We start from the raw sequence: 18,492 nt of genomic DNA, 5'->3' as shown, positions 1-18,492 counted from the left end.
GTTGTCCTCAGTCTTATTCAACTTCAATACTTTTGACGATCAGCGAATCGCCGGTATCGACACGCAACCGTTCGCCGTGACAGATCGGACACTGCGCATCGTGCTGATGAATCTCCACCACCTGGCTGCAATCCCAGCACCAGGCCTGGGCGGGTTTATAAACGATATGTAAATCGCACCCTTGCGCCACAGTTCCCTGGCAGACAATTTCAAAACTAAAACGGACGGCGCTCTCCTCAACGCAGGAGAGCGCGCCAATTTCCAGCCACACGGCGGTGACGCGCTTAACATCGTGCTGCTCCGCCTGCCGTTGGATAATTTCAACGGCACTCTGGCAAAGCGACAACTCATGCATTTTCGCCACTCCTGCGACCAAACAGCAGGGCGCGACGCCCTGCGTGTGGTACATCCGGATTCGTGACTGGCAGCGAAAGGATCATTCGCGCGCAGTCATCCGTCAGGCGTTGGCCCTCTTCAATCGACATGCTGTGCGAAAGCGGCGACATCAGCGAGCAGGAGAGGTATTGCGACACACCGTCCAGTTCGCCAACGGTAAAGGTCATAGTGCCATACGGCAGTTGCAGACCAATTTTTTCACTCACTTTCCGCAGCGGCCAGAGTTGATCCGGGCCGGGGAAGATAACTGCACTCAGCATCCACGGGGTGATCACACACCCCGTCCACTGACCTTCGAACAGCGTAAAGTCAGAAACATACACCGGCATTGAAGGATGCAGAAAAGAGAGATCGTGCATCGAGCGCCGGGCAATTTCTTCAAACGCTGCCAGTACTTGCGCCTTCGGGGAGGTCTGGAAACCTGCTATCTCTTCAGTCATGAGTCGCCTCCCGTGGGATGGCTTCCACGCCTGATTCGCGCAGCGCAGCCAGAACCTGCTCAAGCGCAGGTTCAATCATTGCTTCAACCGTCGGCGTTAAGCCGATGTGCGGCTCCAGCGATTCCGGGATCACGCCGACAAGAGTCAGCTTTTTCGGAAACTCGCCGGTGAAGCGTAGGGCCGACAATACGTCGGCCAGGCCAAGCTGATGCGGAGAGATTTTGTTGGTAAACAACGCCGGAACTTCTTCATCCCGCAGGATCATCATCGTTCCCGGCGCGTTCTTTTTCGACACAATGGCGTCGGCGATAATCAGATGATCGCGATTTGCCATGTCGCCAAGCAGCTCCATTCCCGCCGTGCCGCCATCGAGGATCTCAACATAATCCGGCAGAATGTATCGTTGCTCTAACGCTTCGACAATCCGCACACCGATGGCTTCATCGGTCAGCAAAATATTGCCGACCCCTAAGACTAAAATACGCATTACAGAACCTTCACTGAAACCACTTCGTTGCCGTCAGCATCCATTACGTGTACCGCACATGCCATGCACGGGTCGAAGGAGTGAATGGTACGCACCACTTCCAGCGGTTTATTCGGATCGGCAATCGGCGTGCCCACCAGCGACTGCTCGTACGGACCTACATCATCATTGAAGTTACGCGGGCCGGAGTTCCAGGTTGACGGAACGACCGCCTGGTAGTTGCTGATAATACCGTCTTTAATCACCATCCAGTGAGAGAGCATTCCGCGCGGTGCTTCGAGGAAGCCAACGCCTTTGAACTCGCCCGTTGCCGGAATGTTTGGCTTCACAAAGGTGGTGTGATCGCCTTTGCCGATATTGGTGATCAGTGCACTGTATTGATTTTGCAGGATATCCTGCAATTCGCAGCAGTGAACAGTACGACCAATAATACGGCCCAGCGTGGAGTGCAGTTGCGCCACTTCCAGCGTGTTGCCAGTCAGTTTCTGATAAATCGCAACGATTTCATTCAGTTTGTTCTGGGTAGATTCGCGACCAGCTGCCAGTTTCACAAGCATGTTAGCCAGCGGACCCACTTCTACCGTTTTGCCGTAGAAAGTCGGCGATTTCACCCAGGAGTATTTACCGTCGTCAGACCAACCGTCGTAAGCCGGAATGGTGGTGCCTTCCCACGGTGCCTGCGGCGCTTCGTCTTTATACCAGGAGTGCTTCGCGCTTTCCTGAATCCCTTTGATCAGGTATTCATCAGAGTGCGAAGTAATCGGACGGTAAGTCGATAGATCGGCATTCTGGATGTAGCCGCCAGGGAACAGGAAGCTGCCGTTTTTGCTGTCAGTCGGGAATTCCGGCACGCTCAGGTAGTTCACCGCACCTTTACCACGCTCCAGCCATTCCGGGTAGAACGCAGCGATAACCGCGGTATCGACCTTGTAAACCTGCTCAACAAAGTCACTCAGCTTGTCGATGAAGGACTTGATGTACATCAGACGCTCAAGGTTCAGCACGCCCAGACCGTCGAGGTTGATCGGGTTCGCGACACCACCTACCGCCAGGTTCTGAATGTGCGGCGTTTTACCGCCCAGCAGCGCCACGACGCGGTTAGCGTCACGCTGGCACTCCAGCGCTTGCAGGTAGTGCGCTACCGCAATCAGGTTCACTTCCGGCGGCAGTTTCATCGCCGGGTGTCCCCAGTAGCCGTTGGCGAAAATCCCCAACTGACCGCTGGCAACCAGATCTTTGATCTTGTTCTGAACTTTAGTGAACTCTTCCGGGCTGTTCAGGTGCCAGGTCGAAACGCCTTTCAGCATTTCAGAGGCTTTGGCTGGGTCAGCTTGCAGTGCAGAAGTGATATCCACCCAGTCCAGCGCCGAAAGCTGATAGAAATGAACAATATGGTCATGCGTGGTGTGCGCAGCCAGAATGATGTTACGGATGTATTGCGCGTTAACCGGAACGTCGATATTCAGCGCGTTCTCTGCCGCACGTACGGAAGACAGCGCGTGAGTGGTAGTACATACGCCACAGATACGTTGCACAATCATCCATGCATCGCGCGGATCGCGGTTTTTCACGATCTCTTCCATGCCGCGCCACATGGTACCGGAAGCCCATGCTTTCGAAACGACGCCATTTTCGATTTCGCAATCGATGCGTAAATGCCCTTCAATTCGGGTTACCGGATCAATAGTAATTCTCTGGCTCATGCTTTGCTCGCCTCATGACGATTATGATCGTTTTGTTTTAAAGGAGGAAGTATCGGCAGTAGACGAATGAGTACGATGTAAGCGCAAATCTCAATAGCCACAAAACCAATAGAAATCAACAGTTCTTCCCAGGTCGGGAAGTAGGCGTAACCACCGCCTGGATTGAATGCCACCAGCGAATAGGTCAGACGCCAGGTTGCACAACCTAACAGCGCGCTCAGTGCTGACAGGAACAGCATGCGGGAATCATTACGCAGCTTCGCCACACGCAGGACGACCAGCGGGAAGAGCATCAGCAGGACTTCAATCCAGAACATCACGGAGTAGAAGTCACCGGCAAACGCTAACGACAGCTTGTCGCGATAGATCAGCTCGCCAAAGCGCAGCACGATGAAAATCGCCAGCAGTACGCTGATGGTATTCGTCAGCTTGACGAACAGGCTCTTTTCATCCGGACCATTGCCACGCAGACCCGCCTGCACCAGCGAACCTTCAAAGATGACAATCGAGAAGCCCATGATGAACGCCGTCAGCAGCGAGAACAGCGGCAACATTTCATAGCTCTGCCACAACGGATGCACCTTGTAGCCCGCCGAGATCATCAGCGACCCCATTGAAGACTGGTGCATGGTCGGCAGCAGCGCCCCGAGCGCAATGATGAAGAACATCACCTTGTTCAGACGCTGTAGCGACACTTTCCAGCCCAGACGTTCAAACAGTGCCGGAGCAAACTCCAGTGCCATCACACCAATGTAGATGGTCATACAGACCGCCGTCTCGAACAGTACCGAGTTCACGTTGAAGTGACCCGGAATGTAGAAGTACGGCAGGTTCCAGTAACGACCAACGTCGATGGTGATCGACAAGCCACCCAGTGAGTAACCGAACAGACTCGCCAACAGCGCCGGACGCACCAGCGGATGGTATTGCCCACGGTTAAAGACGTATACCGCCCACGCCAGCGCCCAGCCGCCACAGGCAAAGCCGGTGCCAATCAGCAGGTCAAACGCGATCCACACGCCCCACGGGAAGCCGCCGTTCAGGTCGGAGACAGAGCCCAGACCGAACACCAGACGCTTCACAATCAGGAGCATACAGATGACGATTAACGGTCCAAAAATCATGACCGGTTTACTGATGATTTTGCCGCCCAGCGGTTGTGGATCATGACTCATGATCGTCTCCTCCGTCGTGATGGTCGTTTTTGGTGTTGCGACGAACCAGCACGGTTAAGCCCGCCAGCACAGCCAGTGGTAGCATCATGCCTTTATACAGGGTGTGTTGAATATTTTCGGAACGCGCACCGGTAGAAAGATCGTCCAGTTTCGGCAGGTCGAGATTTTCATAAGGCACGCCGGTCAGTACCAGAACCTGAGTACCGCCGCCCTCTTTCTCGCCGTACAGATGCGGATAATATTTCGGCACCGTGTGCAGGTAAGTGTCGCCAGATTTCAGCGTCTGACGCGGATAGTGGTATTCGCTGCCAGGCTTGAGTGCCAGACGTTTTTTCGCCTCAGCCATCAGCTCTTCACGCGTACCAAAAATCACCGCGCCCGCCGGGCACACTTCTACGCAGCCAGGCAGACCGCCTTTATCGAGGCGCTCCACACCTTTCTGGTTGCACAGCTCACATTTATGCAGCGCACCAAACGGGTTGTTGTAGTCGTACTTCGGCACGTTGTATGGGCAGGCGACCATGCAGTAACGGCAGCCAGTGCACACATCTTTGTCGTAATGGACAATGCCGGTTTTCGGATCTTTTTTCAGTGCAGAAACCGGACACACGGAGACACAGTTCGGATCGACGCAATGCATACACTGTTTCTTAATGTACGCGTAGCCGTTCTCCTCCTGGTCTTTGTTGACACCCGTGCCGCTGGTCCACACCTGAATGATGTTATTGGTATACGGCGACAGTTTGTCGTTGTTCGACCAGGTCTGTTCCCCTTGCGGGTTACGTTCAGGGAAGTTGATATCCTGACACTTGGTGACGCAAGCCTGGCAGCCTACGCACAAGGTCGAGTCATACAACATCCCCAGCGCTCCCGGAATTGGCGGGCGGTTTTCAGCAGCCGCATGGCTGACCGACGGCAGAGCGCCCGTCAGCAATGCCCCGCAGGAGGCTGCTTTAATAAAATTACGTCTGTTCACGGTTATTCTCCCCGTGAGTCAGCGTTATCTTTCTTTTGCTGACGCCCCAGTTCACGCACCGCCATCACGCTGACACCGGCAACCAGCCCAACCACACCGCCGAGCAAACCGATAGCGCCCGCAGAGACGTTGCCGCCTTCTTTAGCGTTGACGTCCGGTTTTTGTGAACGCGGCGTCTGGTTTTCGACGTTGGCAAGCTGATGGATGCCTTTATGGAAGCCGATACCTTCTTCGTTACAGCCATAGCACGGGTGACCAATCGCTACCGGCCACACGCCGCCAACGTCGCAGAATTGCAGCGTTGAGCAGTTGCCGTAAGTTTCTGGCCCTTTACAGCCGAGATGGTACAGGCACCAGCCTTCGCGGTGGCCTTCGTCGCCGAACTCTTTCGCAAAGCGACCAGCATCGAAGTGCGGGCGACGTTCACAGTGTTCGTGAATCAGACGACCGTAGGCGAAGGTCGGACGGTTTTTATCATCCAGCTTCGGTGGTTTGCCGTAAGTGATGATGTGCGCAACGGTCGCGAGGAAGTTGTGCGGGTTCGGCGGGCAGCCAGGAATGTTGATTACAGTTTTGCCTGGCAGAACTTCTTGCAGACTGACCGCGCCGGTTGGGTTAACCCCAGCCGCGGCGACACCGCCCCACGCGGAGCAGGAACCGATTGCAATAATGGCTGCTGCGCCTTCTGCCGCTTTGCGGATGTGGTCCACAATCGGCTCACCGGCAACCATGCAATAAATACCGTTATCTTTTAATGGGATGGAACCATCCACAACCAACACATATTGCCCTTTGTATTTCTCGAGCGCGTTATGTTTGTTCTCTTCAACCTGATGGCCGAAGGCGGCAGAGAGCACTTCGTGATACTCCAGAGAGATAGTCTCCAGCACGAGGTTTTCTACCGTTGGATGCGTTGCACGAAGCAGAGATTCCGTACAACCGGTGCATTCCTGCGCGCCAATCCAGATAACCGGCGGGCGCTGCGGGTTAGTGACCGATTCGGCCATCTCTGCGGCGGCTTTACTACTTAACCCCATGGTGGCGGCTAGTGCTGCACAAAGCTTCATGAAATCACGACGGTTAATGCCGTGAGAATGGATGAGGGTGTTATCTCCAGTCATTTATAGTTATTCCGTTGCGAAGACCTGGCATATATTTTGCCTCAATCGCAAAATCAATAATGCGATCGATGCGCCATTTACCACACATTTATTATGGTTATCATTACAATGATACTGCGGCGGGGCGCTAAAACGAAGGGAATAAGCATTAGTGTAATTAATTAAAGCAAGATAATACGTATGTTTGATCAATTTTCGAGGCGATAACCGGCCATAAAAAAACGCAACGTAGAACAGGAATTATTCTCACGAAAGAAATCCATTACCATCTCTTTATCCAGCCCATAACGGCGCGTCAGAATACCCGCTTCCCAGGCGCAAAGCTGGCGATCGCCGGTCTTTTCATACATCCGGTGCGAGTATCCTAATACAAAACCACGTTTATAATCGGCGCAAAATTTAGTCACATTAACCGCACTGTCGGCATGCGTTGCTTTTAATCCCGCCATTAAGCCTTTACCGAAATGGTTATTCATCGTTTACCTCAATCGTTATATATCAATATATATAGCGATATTTTAGGCAAACTCCGACTTTTACGCACGCTATTTTTTCCTGCACATGTAGGACGTTATCCTTTAAGGGATAAACACATCAGGAAAGATATTTATCGAACCATGTCAGCGTCCTTTGCCAGGCAAGATCGGCGGCTGATTTGTCATAACGTGGCGTGGAATCATTATGGAACCCGTGGTTAACCCCCGGATAAATATACGCTTCATAGACTTTGTTATTGGCCTTCAACGCCGCCTCATAGGCGGGCCAGCCTTCGTTGATTCTCGTGTCCAGTTCAGCATAATGGAGCAGTAAAGGCGCTTCGATCTTCGCCACATCGGCAGTGGGTGCCTGGCGACCATAAAAAGGCACCGCGCAGGCCAGTTCCGGATACGCCACGGCAGCCGCGTTCGAGACGCCGCCGCCATAGCAAAATCCGGTTATGCCAACTTTGCCCGAGGCCTGGGGATAGTGTTGCATAAACTCAATTGCGGCAAAGAAATCATTCATCAGTTTGGTTGGGTCAATCTGCTGTTGCAGCTCGCGGCCTTTATCATCATTTCCGGGATAACCACCAACGGAACTTAAACCGTCGGGCGCAAGAGCAATGTATCCCGCCTTCGCCACCCGCCGTGCCACATCTTCGATATACGGATTCAGTCCACGATTCTCATGCACCACCACCACGGCTGGCGTTTTGCCGCTCATCTTTGCGGGCTTCACCAGATAACCCCGTACCTCGCCGTGACCATTTGGCGAAGGATACGTGATGTACTCAGCAACAATCTCCGGGTCGGTAAACTCCACCTGGGTCGCCCACGCGTAATTTGGCTTGAGCAAATCAAACAACGCTAATGCCGTCATCCCGCCCACCGCGTACTTCGCTGCCAGGTTGAGAAACTCACGTTTTGATATTTTCCCATGAGCGTAATAGTCGTAGTAATCCAGCAACTCTTGCGGAAAATCTTTGGCGGTCAAACGCGGCATCGTTTTACTCCTCAACTGTTGTTTTTTTAAGCAAAGCATAAGCGTGTGTTTTTGCCCAGTTTTTCGTCACTCTGTGAGCGATGCTACGGGATAGACACGGGTAAATCGCTAGACTAGAAACAATGTTTCGAAATTGAATGGTGGAAAGGAGATGTCATGGTCTGGTTAGCGAATCCCGAACGTTACGAGCAGATGCAGTACCGCTATTGCGGAAAAAGCGGTTTACGCCTGCCCGCGTTATCGCTCGGTTTATGGCACAATTTCGGTCACGTCAACGCGCTGGAAACACAGCGTGCAATCCTGCGCAAAGCCTTTGATTTGGGTATTACTCATTTTGATTTAGCCAACAACTACGGCCCACCTCCTGGTAGTGCAGAAGAGAACTTTGGTCGTCTGTTACGGGAAGATTTTGCGCCTTATCGTGACGAGTTAATTATCTCCACCAAAGCTGGCTATGATATGTGGCCTGGCCCGTATGGCTCTGGCGGCTCACGTAAATACCTGCTTGCCAGCCTCGACCAAAGCCTGAAGCGTATGGGGCTTGAGTATGTGGATATCTTTTACTCGCACCGCGTCGATGAAAACACGCCGATGGAAGAAACCGCCTCTGCGCTGGCTCATGCAGTGCAAAGCGGCAAGGCGCTGTATGTCGGGATCTCCTCTTACTCGCCAGAGCGGACGCAAAAAATGGTCGAGTTGCTGCGTGAGTGGAAAATTCCTCTGTTAATTCATCAACCTTCATACAATCTGCTCAACCGCTGGGTAGATAAAAGCGGTCTGCTGGATACTCTGGAAAATAACGGCGTAGGCTGCATCGCCTTCACCCCACTGGCCCAGGGATTGCTGACCGGAAAATATCTCAACGGTATTCCGGAGGATTCACGGATGCATCGCGAAGGTCATAAAGTTCGTGGCCTGACGCCGAAAATGCTCACCGAAGCCAACCTCAACAGCCTGCGCTTATTGAATGAAATGGCACAGCAGCGTGGACAATCAATGGCGCAAATGGCGTTAAGCTGGTTGCTGAAAGATGATCGCGTGACGTCGGTATTGATTGGTGCCAGCCGCGCGGAGCAACTAGAGGAGAACGTGCAGGCATTGAATAACCTGACGTTTAGTGCCGAAGAACTGGCGCAGATTGACCAGCATATCGCCGATGGCGAGCTAAATCTGTGGCAGGCTTCTTCCGATAAATGACCTGTTAATAACGGGCGCGAGAACCGCGCCCGCATCAGATCAGTGATTATGACGAGTCAGTCGGTCAAGATAGCCCATCACAAACGCAGAGAGCACAAACGTCAGATGGATAATGACGTACCACATCAGTTTGTTATCAGGGACATTTTTCGCATCCATAAAGACGCGCAGTAAGTGAATGGAAGAGATTGCCACAATCGACGCTGCCACTTTGTTTTTTAGCGACGTTGCGTCCATTTTCCCCAGCCAGTTCAGCTTCTCTTTGTTCTCAGAAATATCCAGCTGCGAGACGAAATTCTCATAACCGGAAAACATCACCATCACCAGCAAACCGCCAACCAGCGTCATATCCACCAGCGATAGCAACACGAGAATCAAATCTGATTCTGCCATCGAGAAGATATTCGGCAGGACGTGAATAATCTCCTGAAAGAACTTCAGCGCCAGGGCAACCAGCGCCAGCGAAAGGCCAAAGTACACGGGGGCAAGCAGCCAGCGAGAAGCATACATTGCATTTTCAAGAAAACGTTCCATACATTCCTGTCGTGTAGTTAAAACGGGCAACAGTATATCGCAATTGAGTAAACAGCGTGCAACAGCAAATCAACATATACGTTAAACCGTTGTCGCATGATTCTGAGATTTAGGGATCTTCCTGGTTCACTGATTACCGTGGCGCGTGCGTCTACCCTTAAAGGACGTTGAACCTGAAGGGAGAAAAACGATGTCTCATTTAAAAGACCCGACCACGCAGTATTACACTGGTGAATATCCCAAACAGAAACAACCGACGCCAGGCATCCAGGCGAAAATGACACCGGTGCCGGATTGCGGCGAGAAAACCTATGTTGGTAGCGGTCGCCTGAAAGATCGTAAAGCACTGGTGACAGGGGGCGATTCCGGAATCGGTCGCGCTGCCGCCATCGCTTACGCGCGTGAAGGCGCTGACGTGGCAATTAGTTATCTTCCGGCGGAAGAAGAAGACGCCCAGGATGTGAAAAAAATTATTGAAGAGTGCGGACGTAAAGTCGCTCTGCTGCCTGGCGATTTAAGCGATGAGAAATTTGCCCGTTCACTGGTTCACGACGCGCATAAGGCGTTAGGCGGGCTGGATATTATGGCGCTGGTTGCCGGGAAACAGGTTGCCATTCCTGATATTGCGGACCTCACCAGCGAACAGTTTCAAAAGACCTTTGCCATTAACGTTTTCGCGCTGTTCTGGCTAACCCAGGAAGCAATTCCCCTACTACCTAAAGGCGCCAGTATCATCACCACTTCATCAATCCAGGCATACCAGCCGAGCCCGCACTTGCTGGATTACGCGGCAACGAAAGCGGCGATTCTGAACTACAGCCGTGGCCTGGCGAAGCAGGTCGCCGAGAAAGGCATTCGGGTGAATATTGTCGCACCAGGCCCTATCTGGACGGCGCTGCAAATTTCCGGTGGACAGACGCAGGATAAGATCCCGCAGTTTGGTCAGAAAACACCGATGAAACGTGCAGGGCAACCGGCGGAACTGGCCCCAGTGTATGTTTATCTGGCAAGTCAGGAGTCGAGCTACGTCACTGCAGAAGTGCACGGCGTGTGTGGCGGCGAACATTTAGGCTAAAAAAATGCCCGGTTGTGTAAAGCCACCGGGCATCATCGTACTTTATAACTCTTGCCGGATGCGGCGTGAACGCCTTGTCCGGCCTACAAACTCATGTATGATAGATTTTGTAGGCCTGATAAGCGTAGTGCATCAGGCAATTTTGCCTTACTTCGCTTTGGCAGTTTCTTCGCCGACCAGACCTATCTTCAGGTAACCTGCCTGATGCAGCTTATCCATTACCTTCATCAACATCTCATAGTCGACGGTCTTATCTGCACGGAAGAAGATGGTGGTGTCTTTCTTACCTTCGGTTAACGCATTCAGCGCCGTAACCATTGTTTCATCGGTGACTGGATCATTACCGATAAACATTGAGTTGTCCGCCTTCACCGACAGATAAACCGGTTTTTCCGGGCGCGGCTGCGGCGTGCTGGTAGAAGCAGGCAAGTTCACCTTCACATCTACCGTCGCTAACGGCGCCGCCACCATAAAGATAATCAGCAGAACCAACATCACGTCGATAAACGGCGTCACGTTGATATCATGCATTTCGCCGTTATCGTCGAGGTTTTCGTTAAGATGCATTGCCATCGGACATTATCCTGCGCGTAATTTTTGTGCAACACGAACCGGATGCGCAGCGGCGCTGGCTTCCAGATCCAGGTCACGGCTTTGCAGCAACAATACCTGTGCTGCGACATCGCCAAGCATCGCTTTAAAGCCGCCAATCTGGCGTGCAAATACGTTATAGATAACGACCGCCGGAATCGCTGCCACCAGACCGATTGCCGTTGCCAGCAACGCTTCTGCGATACCCGGCGCAACCACTGCCAGGTTGGTCGTTTGCGTTTGCGCAATACCAATAAAGCTGTTCATGATGCCCCAGACGGTACCAAACAGACCAACGAACGGCGAAATTGCGCCGATGGTAGCAAGATAACCGTTACCGCGGCCCATTTGACGACCCACTGCGGCGACCCGACGCTCAAGGCGGAAACTGGTACGCTCTTTAATACCTTCGTTATCGTCGCTGCCTTCTGACAGTTCCAGCTCGTTTTGCGCTTCATTGAGCAAATGCAGACTTAAGCTTTTGCCACCAAAATCAGCGGCAATATCGCTGGCCTGGTTTAAGGAGCGTGCTTCAGCCAGCAGTTGCTGCTCGCGCTTAAGGCGACGCTTCTGATTGAAGAACTCTACGCTCTTACTGAAGAAGATTGCCCAGGTGACTACGGAGGCCAAAATAAGCCCAATCATCACGCACTTAACGACAATATCGGCGTGCTGATACATACCCCAGACGGAAAGGTCCGTCTGCATTAAATTATTACCCACTGTGTATCTCCAGGACGCAAGTCACAAAATCTGCGCACAATAATATCAAAACGACGTCGAATTGATAGTCGTTCTCATTACTATTTGCATACTGCCGTACCTTTGCTTTCTTTTCTTTGCGTTTACGCAGTAAAAAAGTCACCAGTACACCTTTTGCGAAATTTTTCTGCTTTATGCCAATTCTTCAGGATGCGCCCGTGGATATTCATGCTAGTTTAGACATCCAGACGTATAAAAACAGGAATCCCAACATGGCAGACAAACAACTTGATACTCAACTGGTGAATGCAGGACGCAGCAAAAAATACACTCTCGGCGCGGTAAATAGCGTGATTCAGCGCGCCTCCTCGCTGGTCTTTGACAGTGTGGAAGCCAAAAAACATGCGACGCGCAATCGCGCCAATGGCGAGTTGTTCTATGGACGGCGCGGAACGTTAACGCACTTCGCATTACAAGAAGCAATGTGCGAACTGGAAGGTGGCGCTGGTTGCGTGCTGTTTCCTTGCGGGGCGGCCGCAGTTGCCAATTCCATTCTTGCTTTTGTTGAACATGGCGATCATGTGTTGATGACCAATACCGCCTACGAGCCGAGCCAGGATTTCTGTAGCAAAATCCTCAGCAAGTTGGGCGTAACGACATCGTGGTTTGATCCGCTGATTGGCGCAGATATCGTTAAACATCTGCAGCCAAACACCAAAGTCGTATTTCTGGAATCACCAGGCTCCATCACTATGGAAGTGCATGATGTTCCAGCGATTGTTGCCGCCGTACGCAGCGTCGTTCCGAACGCCATCATTATGATCGATAACACCTGGGCTGCCGGAGTGCTGTTCAAAGCTCTTGATTTTGGTATCGATGTTTCCATTCAGGCCGCCACCAAATATCTGATAGGGCATTCGGATGCGATGATTGGTACTGCGGTGTGTAATGCCCGCTGCTGGGAGCAACTACGGGAAAATGCCTACCTGATGGGTCAGATGGTTGATGCTGATACCGCCTACATGACCAGTCGCGGCCTGCGTACACTGGGCGTGCGTCTGCGCCAACATCATGAAAGCAGCCTGAAAGTGGCAGAATGGCTGGCCGCACATCCGCAGGTTGAGCGGGTTAACCACCCTGCCGTGCCTGGCAGTAAAGGCCATGAATTCTGGAAACGAGACTTTACAGGCAGCAGCGGACTATTTTCTTTTGTGCTGAAGAAAAAACTCAACGATGAAGAACTGGCTAACTATCTGGATAACTTCAGTTTATTCAGCATGGCCTACTCATGGGGCGGATATGAGTCGTTGATTCTCGCGAACCAGCCAGAACATCTCGCAGCTATCCGCCCGCAAGGCGAGATCGATTTCAGCGGCACCTTGATTCGCCTGCATATTGGTTTGGAAAATGTCGACGATCTGATTGCCGATCTGGACGCCGGCTTCGCGCGAATTGTGTAACATTGCTAAATTTGGACAATTTTGCAGACATTTAATTGTGATTAGTCTTAAATTGTTGCGTCCGGGATCAAGGCGTCCCGGATGATTCAGGAGTACAATAGTCAAATTAAGGCTTAAACGCTGTTCCACAGGAAAGTCCATGGCTGTTATTCAAGATATTATCGCTGCGCTCTGGCAACATGACTTTGCCGCGCTGGCGGACCCTCACATTGTTAGCGTTGTTTACTTTGTCATGTTTGCCACGCTGTTTTTAGAAAACGGCCTGCTGCCCGCCTCATTTTTGCCTGGCGACAGCTTGTTGATTCTGGCTGGCGCATTGATTGCCCAGGGGGTTATGGATTTTCTGCCAACAATCGCAATTCTGACTGCCGCAGCCAGCCTGGGTTGTTGGCTGAGTTACATTCAGGGGCGTTGGCTAGGTAATACCAAAACGGTGAAAGGCTGGCTGGCACAGCTTCCGGCTAAATATCACCAGCGCGCCACCTGTATGTTTGACCGCCACGGTCTACTTGCGCTGCTGGCTGGACGTTTTCTCGCCTTTGTCCGCACGCTGCTGCCAACCATGGCAGGGATTTCCGGTCTACCAAACCGCCGCTTCCAGTTTTTCAACTGGTTAAGCGGATTGCTATGGGTCAGCGTGGTAACCAGTTTTGGCTATGCCTTAAGCATGATCCCGTTTGTAAAACGCCATGAAGATCAGGTGATGACGTTCCTGATGATCCTGCCGATTGCCTTGTTAACCGCTGGCTTGTTAGGCACGTTGTTCGTGGTGATTAAAAAAAAGTACTCTAGCGTCTGACGATTTTCTCCGTTCCCGGTGGCCATGCCGGGAACGCATTTAACTCCCCTGCATCGCCCGCATTCTGGCTGCATCTTCTCCCGGCGTCACACCGAAATAACGTTTAAACTCACGGCTAAATTGCGACGCGCTTTCATAGCCGACGCGCATCGCCGCCGCGCTGGCCTTCATGCCGTCGTGGATTATCATCATCCGCGCCTTATGCAGACGGTAATTCTTCAGGTACTGCAACGGCGAGGTACTGGTGACAGACTTAAAATTATGGTGAAACGCCGAAACGCTCATGTTGGCTTCTGCCGCCAGTTGCTCAACGCTCAGGTTTTCGGTGTATTTATTTTCAATTCGTTTAAGCACGCGGCTAATTAAGCTGAAGTGAGTCTGGCGACTTACCAGCGCCAGTAACGCGCCGCCACAAGGCCCGGTCAGCACATAGTAAAGAATTTCGCGGATAATCTGTTTACCGAGAATACGCGCATCCAGCGGTCGTTCCATCACATCCAGTAACCGCTCCGCCGCGCATAAAATCTCTTCTGACAATGTGGCGGAGTTAATACCGCTGGCTGCCATCGATGGCTGAAAATGTTCATCTTCGCCAATGTCCATCAACAGTTCTTGTAACTGCAAAATATCGACATTGAGACGCACCCCCGCCAGCGGCACCTCTGGTGTCGCATAGGTTTCGCACTCAAACGGCAGCGGCACCGTCAGCAGCAGGTATTCATTGGCGTCATAGCGAAACACGCGTTCATTGATATAACCGATTTTATGCCCTGAAAAGAGAATTATGATGCCAGGCTCATACATCACTGGCGTACGCGCACCGGGGTTCTCGCCATACAATAAGCGCACATCAGGCAACATATCTGACAAACTATTTTCTTTATCTTTCAGTCTATTAATTTTATCCGTCAGTAGGCGGCATATCTCTTCACGTTTCATATCGCGTAATTTCTTAGGATTAATGCGGCAATTTGATTGTGCGCAATTTTGTACCATTTCTCCAGCACTCTGGAGAAATAGGCAAGACATTGGCAGAAATGAGCATTGAGAGCCACGGCGCTGGCGACCACAATGAAAAACATCAGGCAGACCGATCTCTGCCCTCATATTGGCCCAGCAAAGGGAGCAAGTAATGAATAACTTTAATCTGCACACTCCGACCCGCATTCTGTTTGGTAAAGGCGCTATCGCTGGCTTACGCGAGCAAATTCCTCATGGCGCCCGCGTATTGATTACCTACGGCGGTGGTAGCGTGAAAAAAACCGGCGTCCTCGATCAAGTTCTGGATGCCCTGAAAGGTATGGACGTGCTGGAGTTTGGCGGTATCGAACCAAACCCGGCTTATGAAACGCTGATGAACGCCGTAAAACTGGTACGCCAACAGAAAGTGACTTTCCTGTTGGCGGTTGGCGGCGGGTCCGTGCTGGATGGCACCAAATTTATCGCCGCGGCAGCAAATTATCCTGAAAATGTCGATCCGTGGCATATCCTGCAAACTGGCGGCAAAGAGATTAAAAGCGCTATCCCGATGGGCTGTGTGCTGACGCTGCCAGCGACCGGTTCTGAATCTAACGCGGGTGCGGTTATCTCCCGTAAAACCACTGGCGACAAACAGGCGTTCCATTCTGCCCATGTTCAGCCAGTATTTGCCGTACTCGATCCTGTTTATACCTACACCCTGCCGCCGCGCCAGGTGGCTAACGGCGTAGTGGACGCCTTTGTGCACACCGTGGAACAGTATGTGACCAAACCGGTTGATGCCAAAATTCAGGACCGTTTCGCAGAAGGCATTTTGCTGACGCTGATCGAAGATGGTCCGAAGGCCCTGAAAGAGCCAGAAAACTACGATGTTCGCGCCAACGTCATGTGGGCAGCGACTCAGGCGCTGAACGGTTTGATAGGCGCTGGCGTACCGCAGGACTGGGCAACGCATATGCTGGGCCACGAACTGACCGCTATGCATGGTCTGGATCACGCACAAACGCTGGCCATCGTCCTGCCTGCACTGTGGAATGAAAAACGCGACACCAAGCGCGCGAAACTGCTGCAATACGCTGAACGCGTCTGGAACATCACCGAAGGTTCCGACGACGAGCGCATTGACGCCGCGATTGCCGCTACCCGTAACTTCTTCGAGCAATTAGGCGTGCCGACGCATCTTTCCGACTACGGTCTGGACGGCAGCTCTATCCCGGCATTGCTGAAAAAACTGGAAGAACACGGTATGACCCAACTGGGCGAAAATCATGACATTACGCTGGAAGTCAGCCGCCGCATCTACGAAGCCGCCCGTTAAGCTTTTTACGCCTCAAACTTTCGTTTTCGGGCATTTCGTCCAGACTTAAGTTCACAACATCTCACCGGAGCCTGCTCCGGTGAGTTCATATAAGGAGGAACGTATGGCTAATCCAACCGTTATTAAGCTACAGGATGGCAATGTCATGCCCCAGCTGGGACTGGGCGTCTGGCAAGCAAGTAATGAGGAAGTTATCACCGCGATTCAAAAAGCCTTAGAAGTGGGTTATCGCTCGATTGATACTGCCGCCGCCTACAAGAACGAAGAAGGTGTCGGCAAAGCCCTGAAAAATTCCACACTTAACAGAGAAGAGCTGTTCATCACCACTAAGCTGTGGAACGACAACCACAAGCACCCCCGCGAAGCCCTGCTCGACAGTCTGAAAAAACTCCAGCTTGATTATATCGACCTCTACTTAATACACTGGCCCGTTCCCGCAATCGACCATTATGTCGAAGCATGGAAAGGAATGATTGAGCTGCAAAAAGAGGGATTAATCAAAAGTATCGGCGTCTGCAATTTCCAGATCCACCATCTTCAGCGCCTGATTGATGAAACTGGCGTGGCGCCTGTTATTAACCAGATAGAACTTCACCCGCTGATGCAGCAACGTCAGTTGCATGCCTGGAACGCCACACACAAAATCCAGACCGAATCCTGGAGCCCATTAGCCCAGGGAGGGAAAGGCGTATTCGATCAGAAAATCATTCGCGATCTGGCAGATAAGTATGGCAAAACCCCGGCGCAGATTGTTATCCGTTGGCATCTGGATAACGGCCTGGTCGTAATCCCGAAATCGGTCACCCCTTCACGAATTGCTGAAAACTTCGATGTCTGGGATTTCCGTCTCGACAAAGACGAACTTGGTGACATTGCGAAACTCGACCAGGGTAAACGCCTCGGCCCCGATCCCGACCAGTTCAGCGGCTAACGCACAAATTCTCCCGGTAGCGGTAATGTTCCGCTACCGGACTTTTCAGAAATCATTTATTCCCCTCGCCTACCGCCCGTTGTTACTCTCCCCTGTTCAGAAACGCCAATTATAAGGACATCATCATGCGGAGCTGGAAGCTCTTAAAGGAACAACTCATCTACACCAGGGATAAACGCGATGCAGAGGTGAAAAACAGATGAAAATAATGGTTCTGTTTTTGACTGCCTTTTTAAGTTTTACCATCCAGGCGCAATCCCCCTCGCTGACCGCTGAACAAACAGTCAGGCAGATTTATCAATACTATACCGGTGGGGCTAGCGTTCCTTATTTCGCTGATAACAGTGAGCAAGCAATAACATCAACGCGAATGCAAAAGGTGTTAACCCTGAATGACAACCTCACACTGCCGGGTAATATTGGCTGGCTGGATTACGATCCGATTTGCGATTGTCAGGATTACGGCGATCTCGTGTTAGAAAGTGTCGCGGTTACTCAAACGGATGCCGATCACGTGGATGCCCTTGTGCGCTTTCGTCCCTATAAAGACGATAAAGAAAAGACCACGCAAACACTGAAGATGGTGGCAGAAAATGGTCGTTGGGTGATTGATGATATTGTCAGCAATCATGGCAGCGTCTGGCAGTCAGTTAATGGTGAGAATGAAAAAATATTGGCGGTACTAGCATCGCTGCAAAAAGAGCAGCCTGAAGCCTTTGTCGCCGAGTTGTTTGACCATATCACTCATTATAGCTGGCCCTGGACGTGGGTTGTTTCCAACACCTATCGCCAGGCTGTTAATGCCTTCTATAAAACCACCTTCAAGACTGGCAGCAACTCCGATGAAGATATGCAATTAGAGCGGCAATTTATCTACGACAACCCAATCTGTTTTGGCGAAGAGTCGTTATTTTCACGCGTTGATGAAATTCGTGTGCTGGAGAAAACTGCCGACTCCGCCCGTATTTCTGTTCGTTTTGCATTGACCAATGGCAACAGCGAAGAACAAGAACTCGTTTTACAGCGTCGTGAAGGTAAGTGGGAAATCGCCGATTTTATCCGCCCAGGTAGCGGAAGCTTACTTAAACAGATTGAAGCAAAAACTGCCGCCAGATTACAGCAGTGAG

20 protein-coding genes are annotated in these 18,492 nt (G+C 51.7%); 7 read left to right on the top strand and 13 right to left on the bottom strand.

The features are described 5' to 3' along the window. Positions 1-13: 13 nt before the first annotated feature. From hypA to yghX, 9 genes are all read right to left on the bottom strand, one after another. On the bottom strand, positions 14-355 hold the full coding sequence (gene hypA, locus D9742_RS14365) for a hydrogenase maturation nickel metallochaperone HypA (protein ID WP_000544956.1): 342 nt from the start codon (positions 353-355) through the stop codon (positions 14-16). Beyond that, entirely contained in the window at positions 348-836 is a 489-nt protein-coding gene (hybE, locus tag D9742_RS14360) for a hydrogenase-2 assembly chaperone (protein WP_130237342.1), read from the bottom strand. Before hybE ends, hypA begins: the two co-directional genes overlap by 8 nt. Further along, a complete protein-coding gene (locus tag D9742_RS14355) occupies positions 829-1,323 on the bottom strand; it encodes a HyaD/HybD family hydrogenase maturation endopeptidase (protein WP_001221940.1) in 495 nt (164 codons plus the stop codon). Before D9742_RS14355 ends, hybE begins: the two co-directional genes overlap by 8 nt. Further along, positions 1,323-3,026 (bottom strand): hydrogenase 2 large subunit, encoded by a 1,704-nt coding sequence (gene hybC / locus D9742_RS14350; RefSeq protein ID WP_130237341.1) that lies wholly within the window; start codon positions 3,024-3,026, stop codon positions 1,323-1,325. Before hybC ends, D9742_RS14355 begins: the two co-directional genes overlap by 1 nt. Then, on the bottom strand, positions 3,023-4,201 hold the full coding sequence (hybB, locus tag D9742_RS14345; protein ID WP_000017703.1) for a Ni/Fe-hydrogenase cytochrome b subunit: 1,179 nt from the start codon (positions 4,199-4,201) through the stop codon (positions 3,023-3,025). The genes hybC and hybB overlap by 4 nt, the downstream gene beginning before the upstream one ends. Next, positions 4,191-5,177 (bottom strand): hydrogenase 2 operon protein HybA, encoded by a 987-nt coding sequence (gene hybA, locus D9742_RS14340; RefSeq protein ID WP_001702576.1) that lies wholly within the window; start codon positions 5,175-5,177, stop codon positions 4,191-4,193. The genes hybB and hybA overlap by 11 nt, the downstream gene beginning before the upstream one ends. Before the next feature lie 2 nt (positions 5,178-5,179). Continuing rightward, on the bottom strand, positions 5,180-6,298 hold the full coding sequence (gene hybO / locus D9742_RS14335) for a hydrogenase 2 small subunit (RefSeq protein WP_000145410.1): 1,119 nt from the start codon (positions 6,296-6,298) through the stop codon (positions 5,180-5,182). 188 nt (positions 6,299-6,486) lie between these two features. Continuing rightward, positions 6,487-6,774: a DUF2623 family protein YghW gene (gene yghW / locus D9742_RS14330; protein ID WP_064529658.1), complete on the bottom strand. Its 288-nt coding sequence runs from the start codon at positions 6,772-6,774 to the stop codon at positions 6,487-6,489. 118 nt (positions 6,775-6,892) lie between these two features. Beyond that, on the bottom strand, positions 6,893-7,780 hold the full coding sequence (yghX, locus tag D9742_RS14325) for a YghX family hydrolase (protein ID WP_130237340.1): 888 nt from the start codon (positions 7,778-7,780) through the stop codon (positions 6,893-6,895). A gap of 156 nt (positions 7,781-7,936) precedes the next feature. Between yghX and gpr the strand changes: the two genes are divergently transcribed. After that, positions 7,937-8,977 (top strand): L-glyceraldehyde 3-phosphate reductase, encoded by a 1,041-nt coding sequence (gene gpr, locus D9742_RS14320; protein ID WP_130237339.1) that lies wholly within the window; start codon positions 7,937-7,939, stop codon positions 8,975-8,977. Between the two features lie 39 nt (positions 8,978-9,016). On the opposite strand, the gene D9742_RS14315 is transcribed toward gpr, so the two are convergent. Then, on the bottom strand, positions 9,017-9,511 hold the full coding sequence (locus D9742_RS14315; protein ID WP_000439331.1) for a TIGR00645 family protein: 495 nt from the start codon (positions 9,509-9,511) through the stop codon (positions 9,017-9,019). Between the two features lie 190 nt (positions 9,512-9,701). On the opposite strand from D9742_RS14315, the gene yghA reads away from it, so the two are divergent. Further along, positions 9,702-10,586, top strand: a complete 885-nt coding sequence (gene yghA, locus D9742_RS14310; protein WP_130237338.1) for an NADP(+)-dependent aldehyde reductase — start codon at positions 9,702-9,704, stop codon at positions 10,584-10,586. A gap of 147 nt (positions 10,587-10,733) precedes the next feature. On the opposite strand, the gene exbD is transcribed toward yghA, so the two are convergent. Together exbD and exbB are read right to left on the bottom strand one after the other, a co-directional pair. Further along, positions 10,734-11,159: a TonB system transport protein ExbD gene (gene exbD / locus D9742_RS14305; protein WP_130208035.1), complete on the bottom strand. Its 426-nt coding sequence runs from the start codon at positions 11,157-11,159 to the stop codon at positions 10,734-10,736. A 6-nt stretch (positions 11,160-11,165) separates the two neighbouring features. Further along, positions 11,166-11,900, bottom strand: a complete 735-nt coding sequence (gene exbB, locus D9742_RS14300; RefSeq protein ID WP_130237337.1) for a tol-pal system-associated acyl-CoA thioesterase — start codon at positions 11,898-11,900, stop codon at positions 11,166-11,168. Positions 11,901-12,151: 251 nt separating this feature from the next. Between exbB and metC the strand changes: the two genes are divergently transcribed. Both metC and yghB read left to right on the top strand, forming a co-directional pair. Continuing rightward, positions 12,152-13,339 (top strand): cystathionine beta-lyase, encoded by a 1,188-nt coding sequence (metC, locus tag D9742_RS14295; protein ID WP_130237336.1) that lies wholly within the window; start codon positions 12,152-12,154, stop codon positions 13,337-13,339. Between the two features lie 139 nt (positions 13,340-13,478). Continuing rightward, positions 13,479-14,138, top strand: a complete 660-nt coding sequence (yghB, locus tag D9742_RS14290) for a DedA family general envelope maintenance protein YghB (RefSeq protein ID WP_130237335.1) — start codon at positions 13,479-13,481, stop codon at positions 14,136-14,138. Between the two features lie 39 nt (positions 14,139-14,177). Here yghB and yqhC read toward each other — a convergent pair whose 3' ends face one another. After that, complete coding sequence (gene yqhC, locus D9742_RS14285) at positions 14,178-15,077, bottom strand: DNA-binding transcriptional regulator YqhC (RefSeq protein ID WP_138158408.1); 900 nt, start codon at positions 15,075-15,077, stop codon at positions 14,178-14,180. Positions 15,078-15,270: 193 nt separating this feature from the next. Between yqhC and yqhD the strand changes: the two genes are divergently transcribed. From yqhD to D9742_RS14270, 3 genes are all read left to right on the top strand, one after another. After that, positions 15,271-16,434, top strand: a complete 1,164-nt coding sequence (gene yqhD / locus D9742_RS14280) for an alcohol dehydrogenase (protein WP_130237333.1) — start codon at positions 15,271-15,273, stop codon at positions 16,432-16,434. 103 nt (positions 16,435-16,537) lie between these two features. Continuing rightward, positions 16,538-17,365: a 2,5-didehydrogluconate reductase DkgA gene (dkgA, locus tag D9742_RS14275; protein ID WP_130237332.1), complete on the top strand. Its 828-nt coding sequence runs from the start codon at positions 16,538-16,540 to the stop codon at positions 17,363-17,365. Positions 17,366-17,564: 199 nt separating this feature from the next. After that, the gene (locus D9742_RS14270; RefSeq protein ID WP_130237331.1) at positions 17,565-18,491 is read left to right on the top strand and encodes a YbjP/YqhG family protein; all 927 of its coding nucleotides are present in this window, start codon (positions 17,565-17,567) and stop codon (positions 18,489-18,491) included. Position 18,492: the final 1 nt, after the last annotated feature.

The sequence above is a fragment of the Escherichia sp. E1V33 genome (genome assembly GCF_004211955.1).
Classification (GTDB): domain Bacteria; phylum Pseudomonadota; class Gammaproteobacteria; order Enterobacterales; family Enterobacteriaceae; genus Escherichia.
This window is presented reverse-complemented; position numbering and strand designations above follow the sequence as displayed.

Excerpts from the sequence above, each read along its gene's own strand:
- hypA (WP_000544956.1), bottom strand. The coding sequence starts at position 355 with ATGCATGAGTTGTCGCTTTGCCAGAGTGCCGTTGAAATTATCCAACGG.
- hybE (WP_130237342.1), bottom strand. The coding sequence starts at position 836 with ATGACTGAAGAGATAGCAGGTTTCCAGACCTCCCCGAAGGCGCAAGTA.
- D9742_RS14355 (WP_001221940.1), bottom strand. The coding sequence starts at position 1,323 with ATGCGTATTTTAGTCTTAGGGGTCGGCAATATTTTGCTGACCGATGAA.
- hybC (WP_130237341.1), bottom strand. The coding sequence starts at position 3,026 with ATGAGCCAGAGAATTACTATTGATCCGGTAACCCGAATTGAAGGGCAT.
- hybB (WP_000017703.1), bottom strand. The coding sequence starts at position 4,201 with ATGAGTCATGATCCACAACCGCTGGGCGGCAAAATCATCAGTAAACCG.
- hybO (WP_000145410.1), bottom strand. The coding sequence starts at position 6,298 with ATGACTGGAGATAACACCCTCATCCATTCTCACGGCATTAACCGTCGT.
- yghW (WP_064529658.1), bottom strand. The coding sequence starts at position 6,774 with ATGAATAACCATTTCGGTAAAGGCTTAATGGCGGGATTAAAAGCAACG.
- yghX (WP_130237340.1), bottom strand. The coding sequence starts at position 7,780 with ATGCCGCGTTTGACCGCCAAAGATTTTCCGCAAGAGTTGCTGGATTAC.
- gpr (WP_130237339.1), top strand. The coding sequence starts at position 7,937 with ATGGTCTGGTTAGCGAATCCCGAACGTTACGAGCAGATGCAGTACCGC.
- D9742_RS14315 (WP_000439331.1), bottom strand. The coding sequence starts at position 9,511 with ATGGAACGTTTTCTTGAAAATGCAATGTATGCTTCTCGCTGGCTGCTT.
- yghA (WP_130237338.1), top strand. The coding sequence starts at position 9,702 with ATGTCTCATTTAAAAGACCCGACCACGCAGTATTACACTGGTGAATAT.
- exbD (WP_130208035.1), bottom strand. The coding sequence starts at position 11,159 with ATGGCAATGCATCTTAACGAAAACCTCGACGATAACGGCGAAATGCAT.
- metC (WP_130237336.1), top strand. The coding sequence starts at position 12,152 with ATGGCAGACAAACAACTTGATACTCAACTGGTGAATGCAGGACGCAGC.
- yghB (WP_130237335.1), top strand. The coding sequence starts at position 13,479 with ATGGCTGTTATTCAAGATATTATCGCTGCGCTCTGGCAACATGACTTT.
- yqhC (WP_138158408.1), bottom strand. The coding sequence starts at position 15,077 with ATGAAACGTGAAGAGATATGCCGCCTACTGACGGATAAAATTAATAGA.
- yqhD (WP_130237333.1), top strand. The coding sequence starts at position 15,271 with ATGAATAACTTTAATCTGCACACTCCGACCCGCATTCTGTTTGGTAAA.
- dkgA (WP_130237332.1), top strand. The coding sequence starts at position 16,538 with ATGGCTAATCCAACCGTTATTAAGCTACAGGATGGCAATGTCATGCCC.
- D9742_RS14270 (WP_130237331.1), top strand. The coding sequence starts at position 17,565 with ATGAAAATAATGGTTCTGTTTTTGACTGCCTTTTTAAGTTTTACCATC.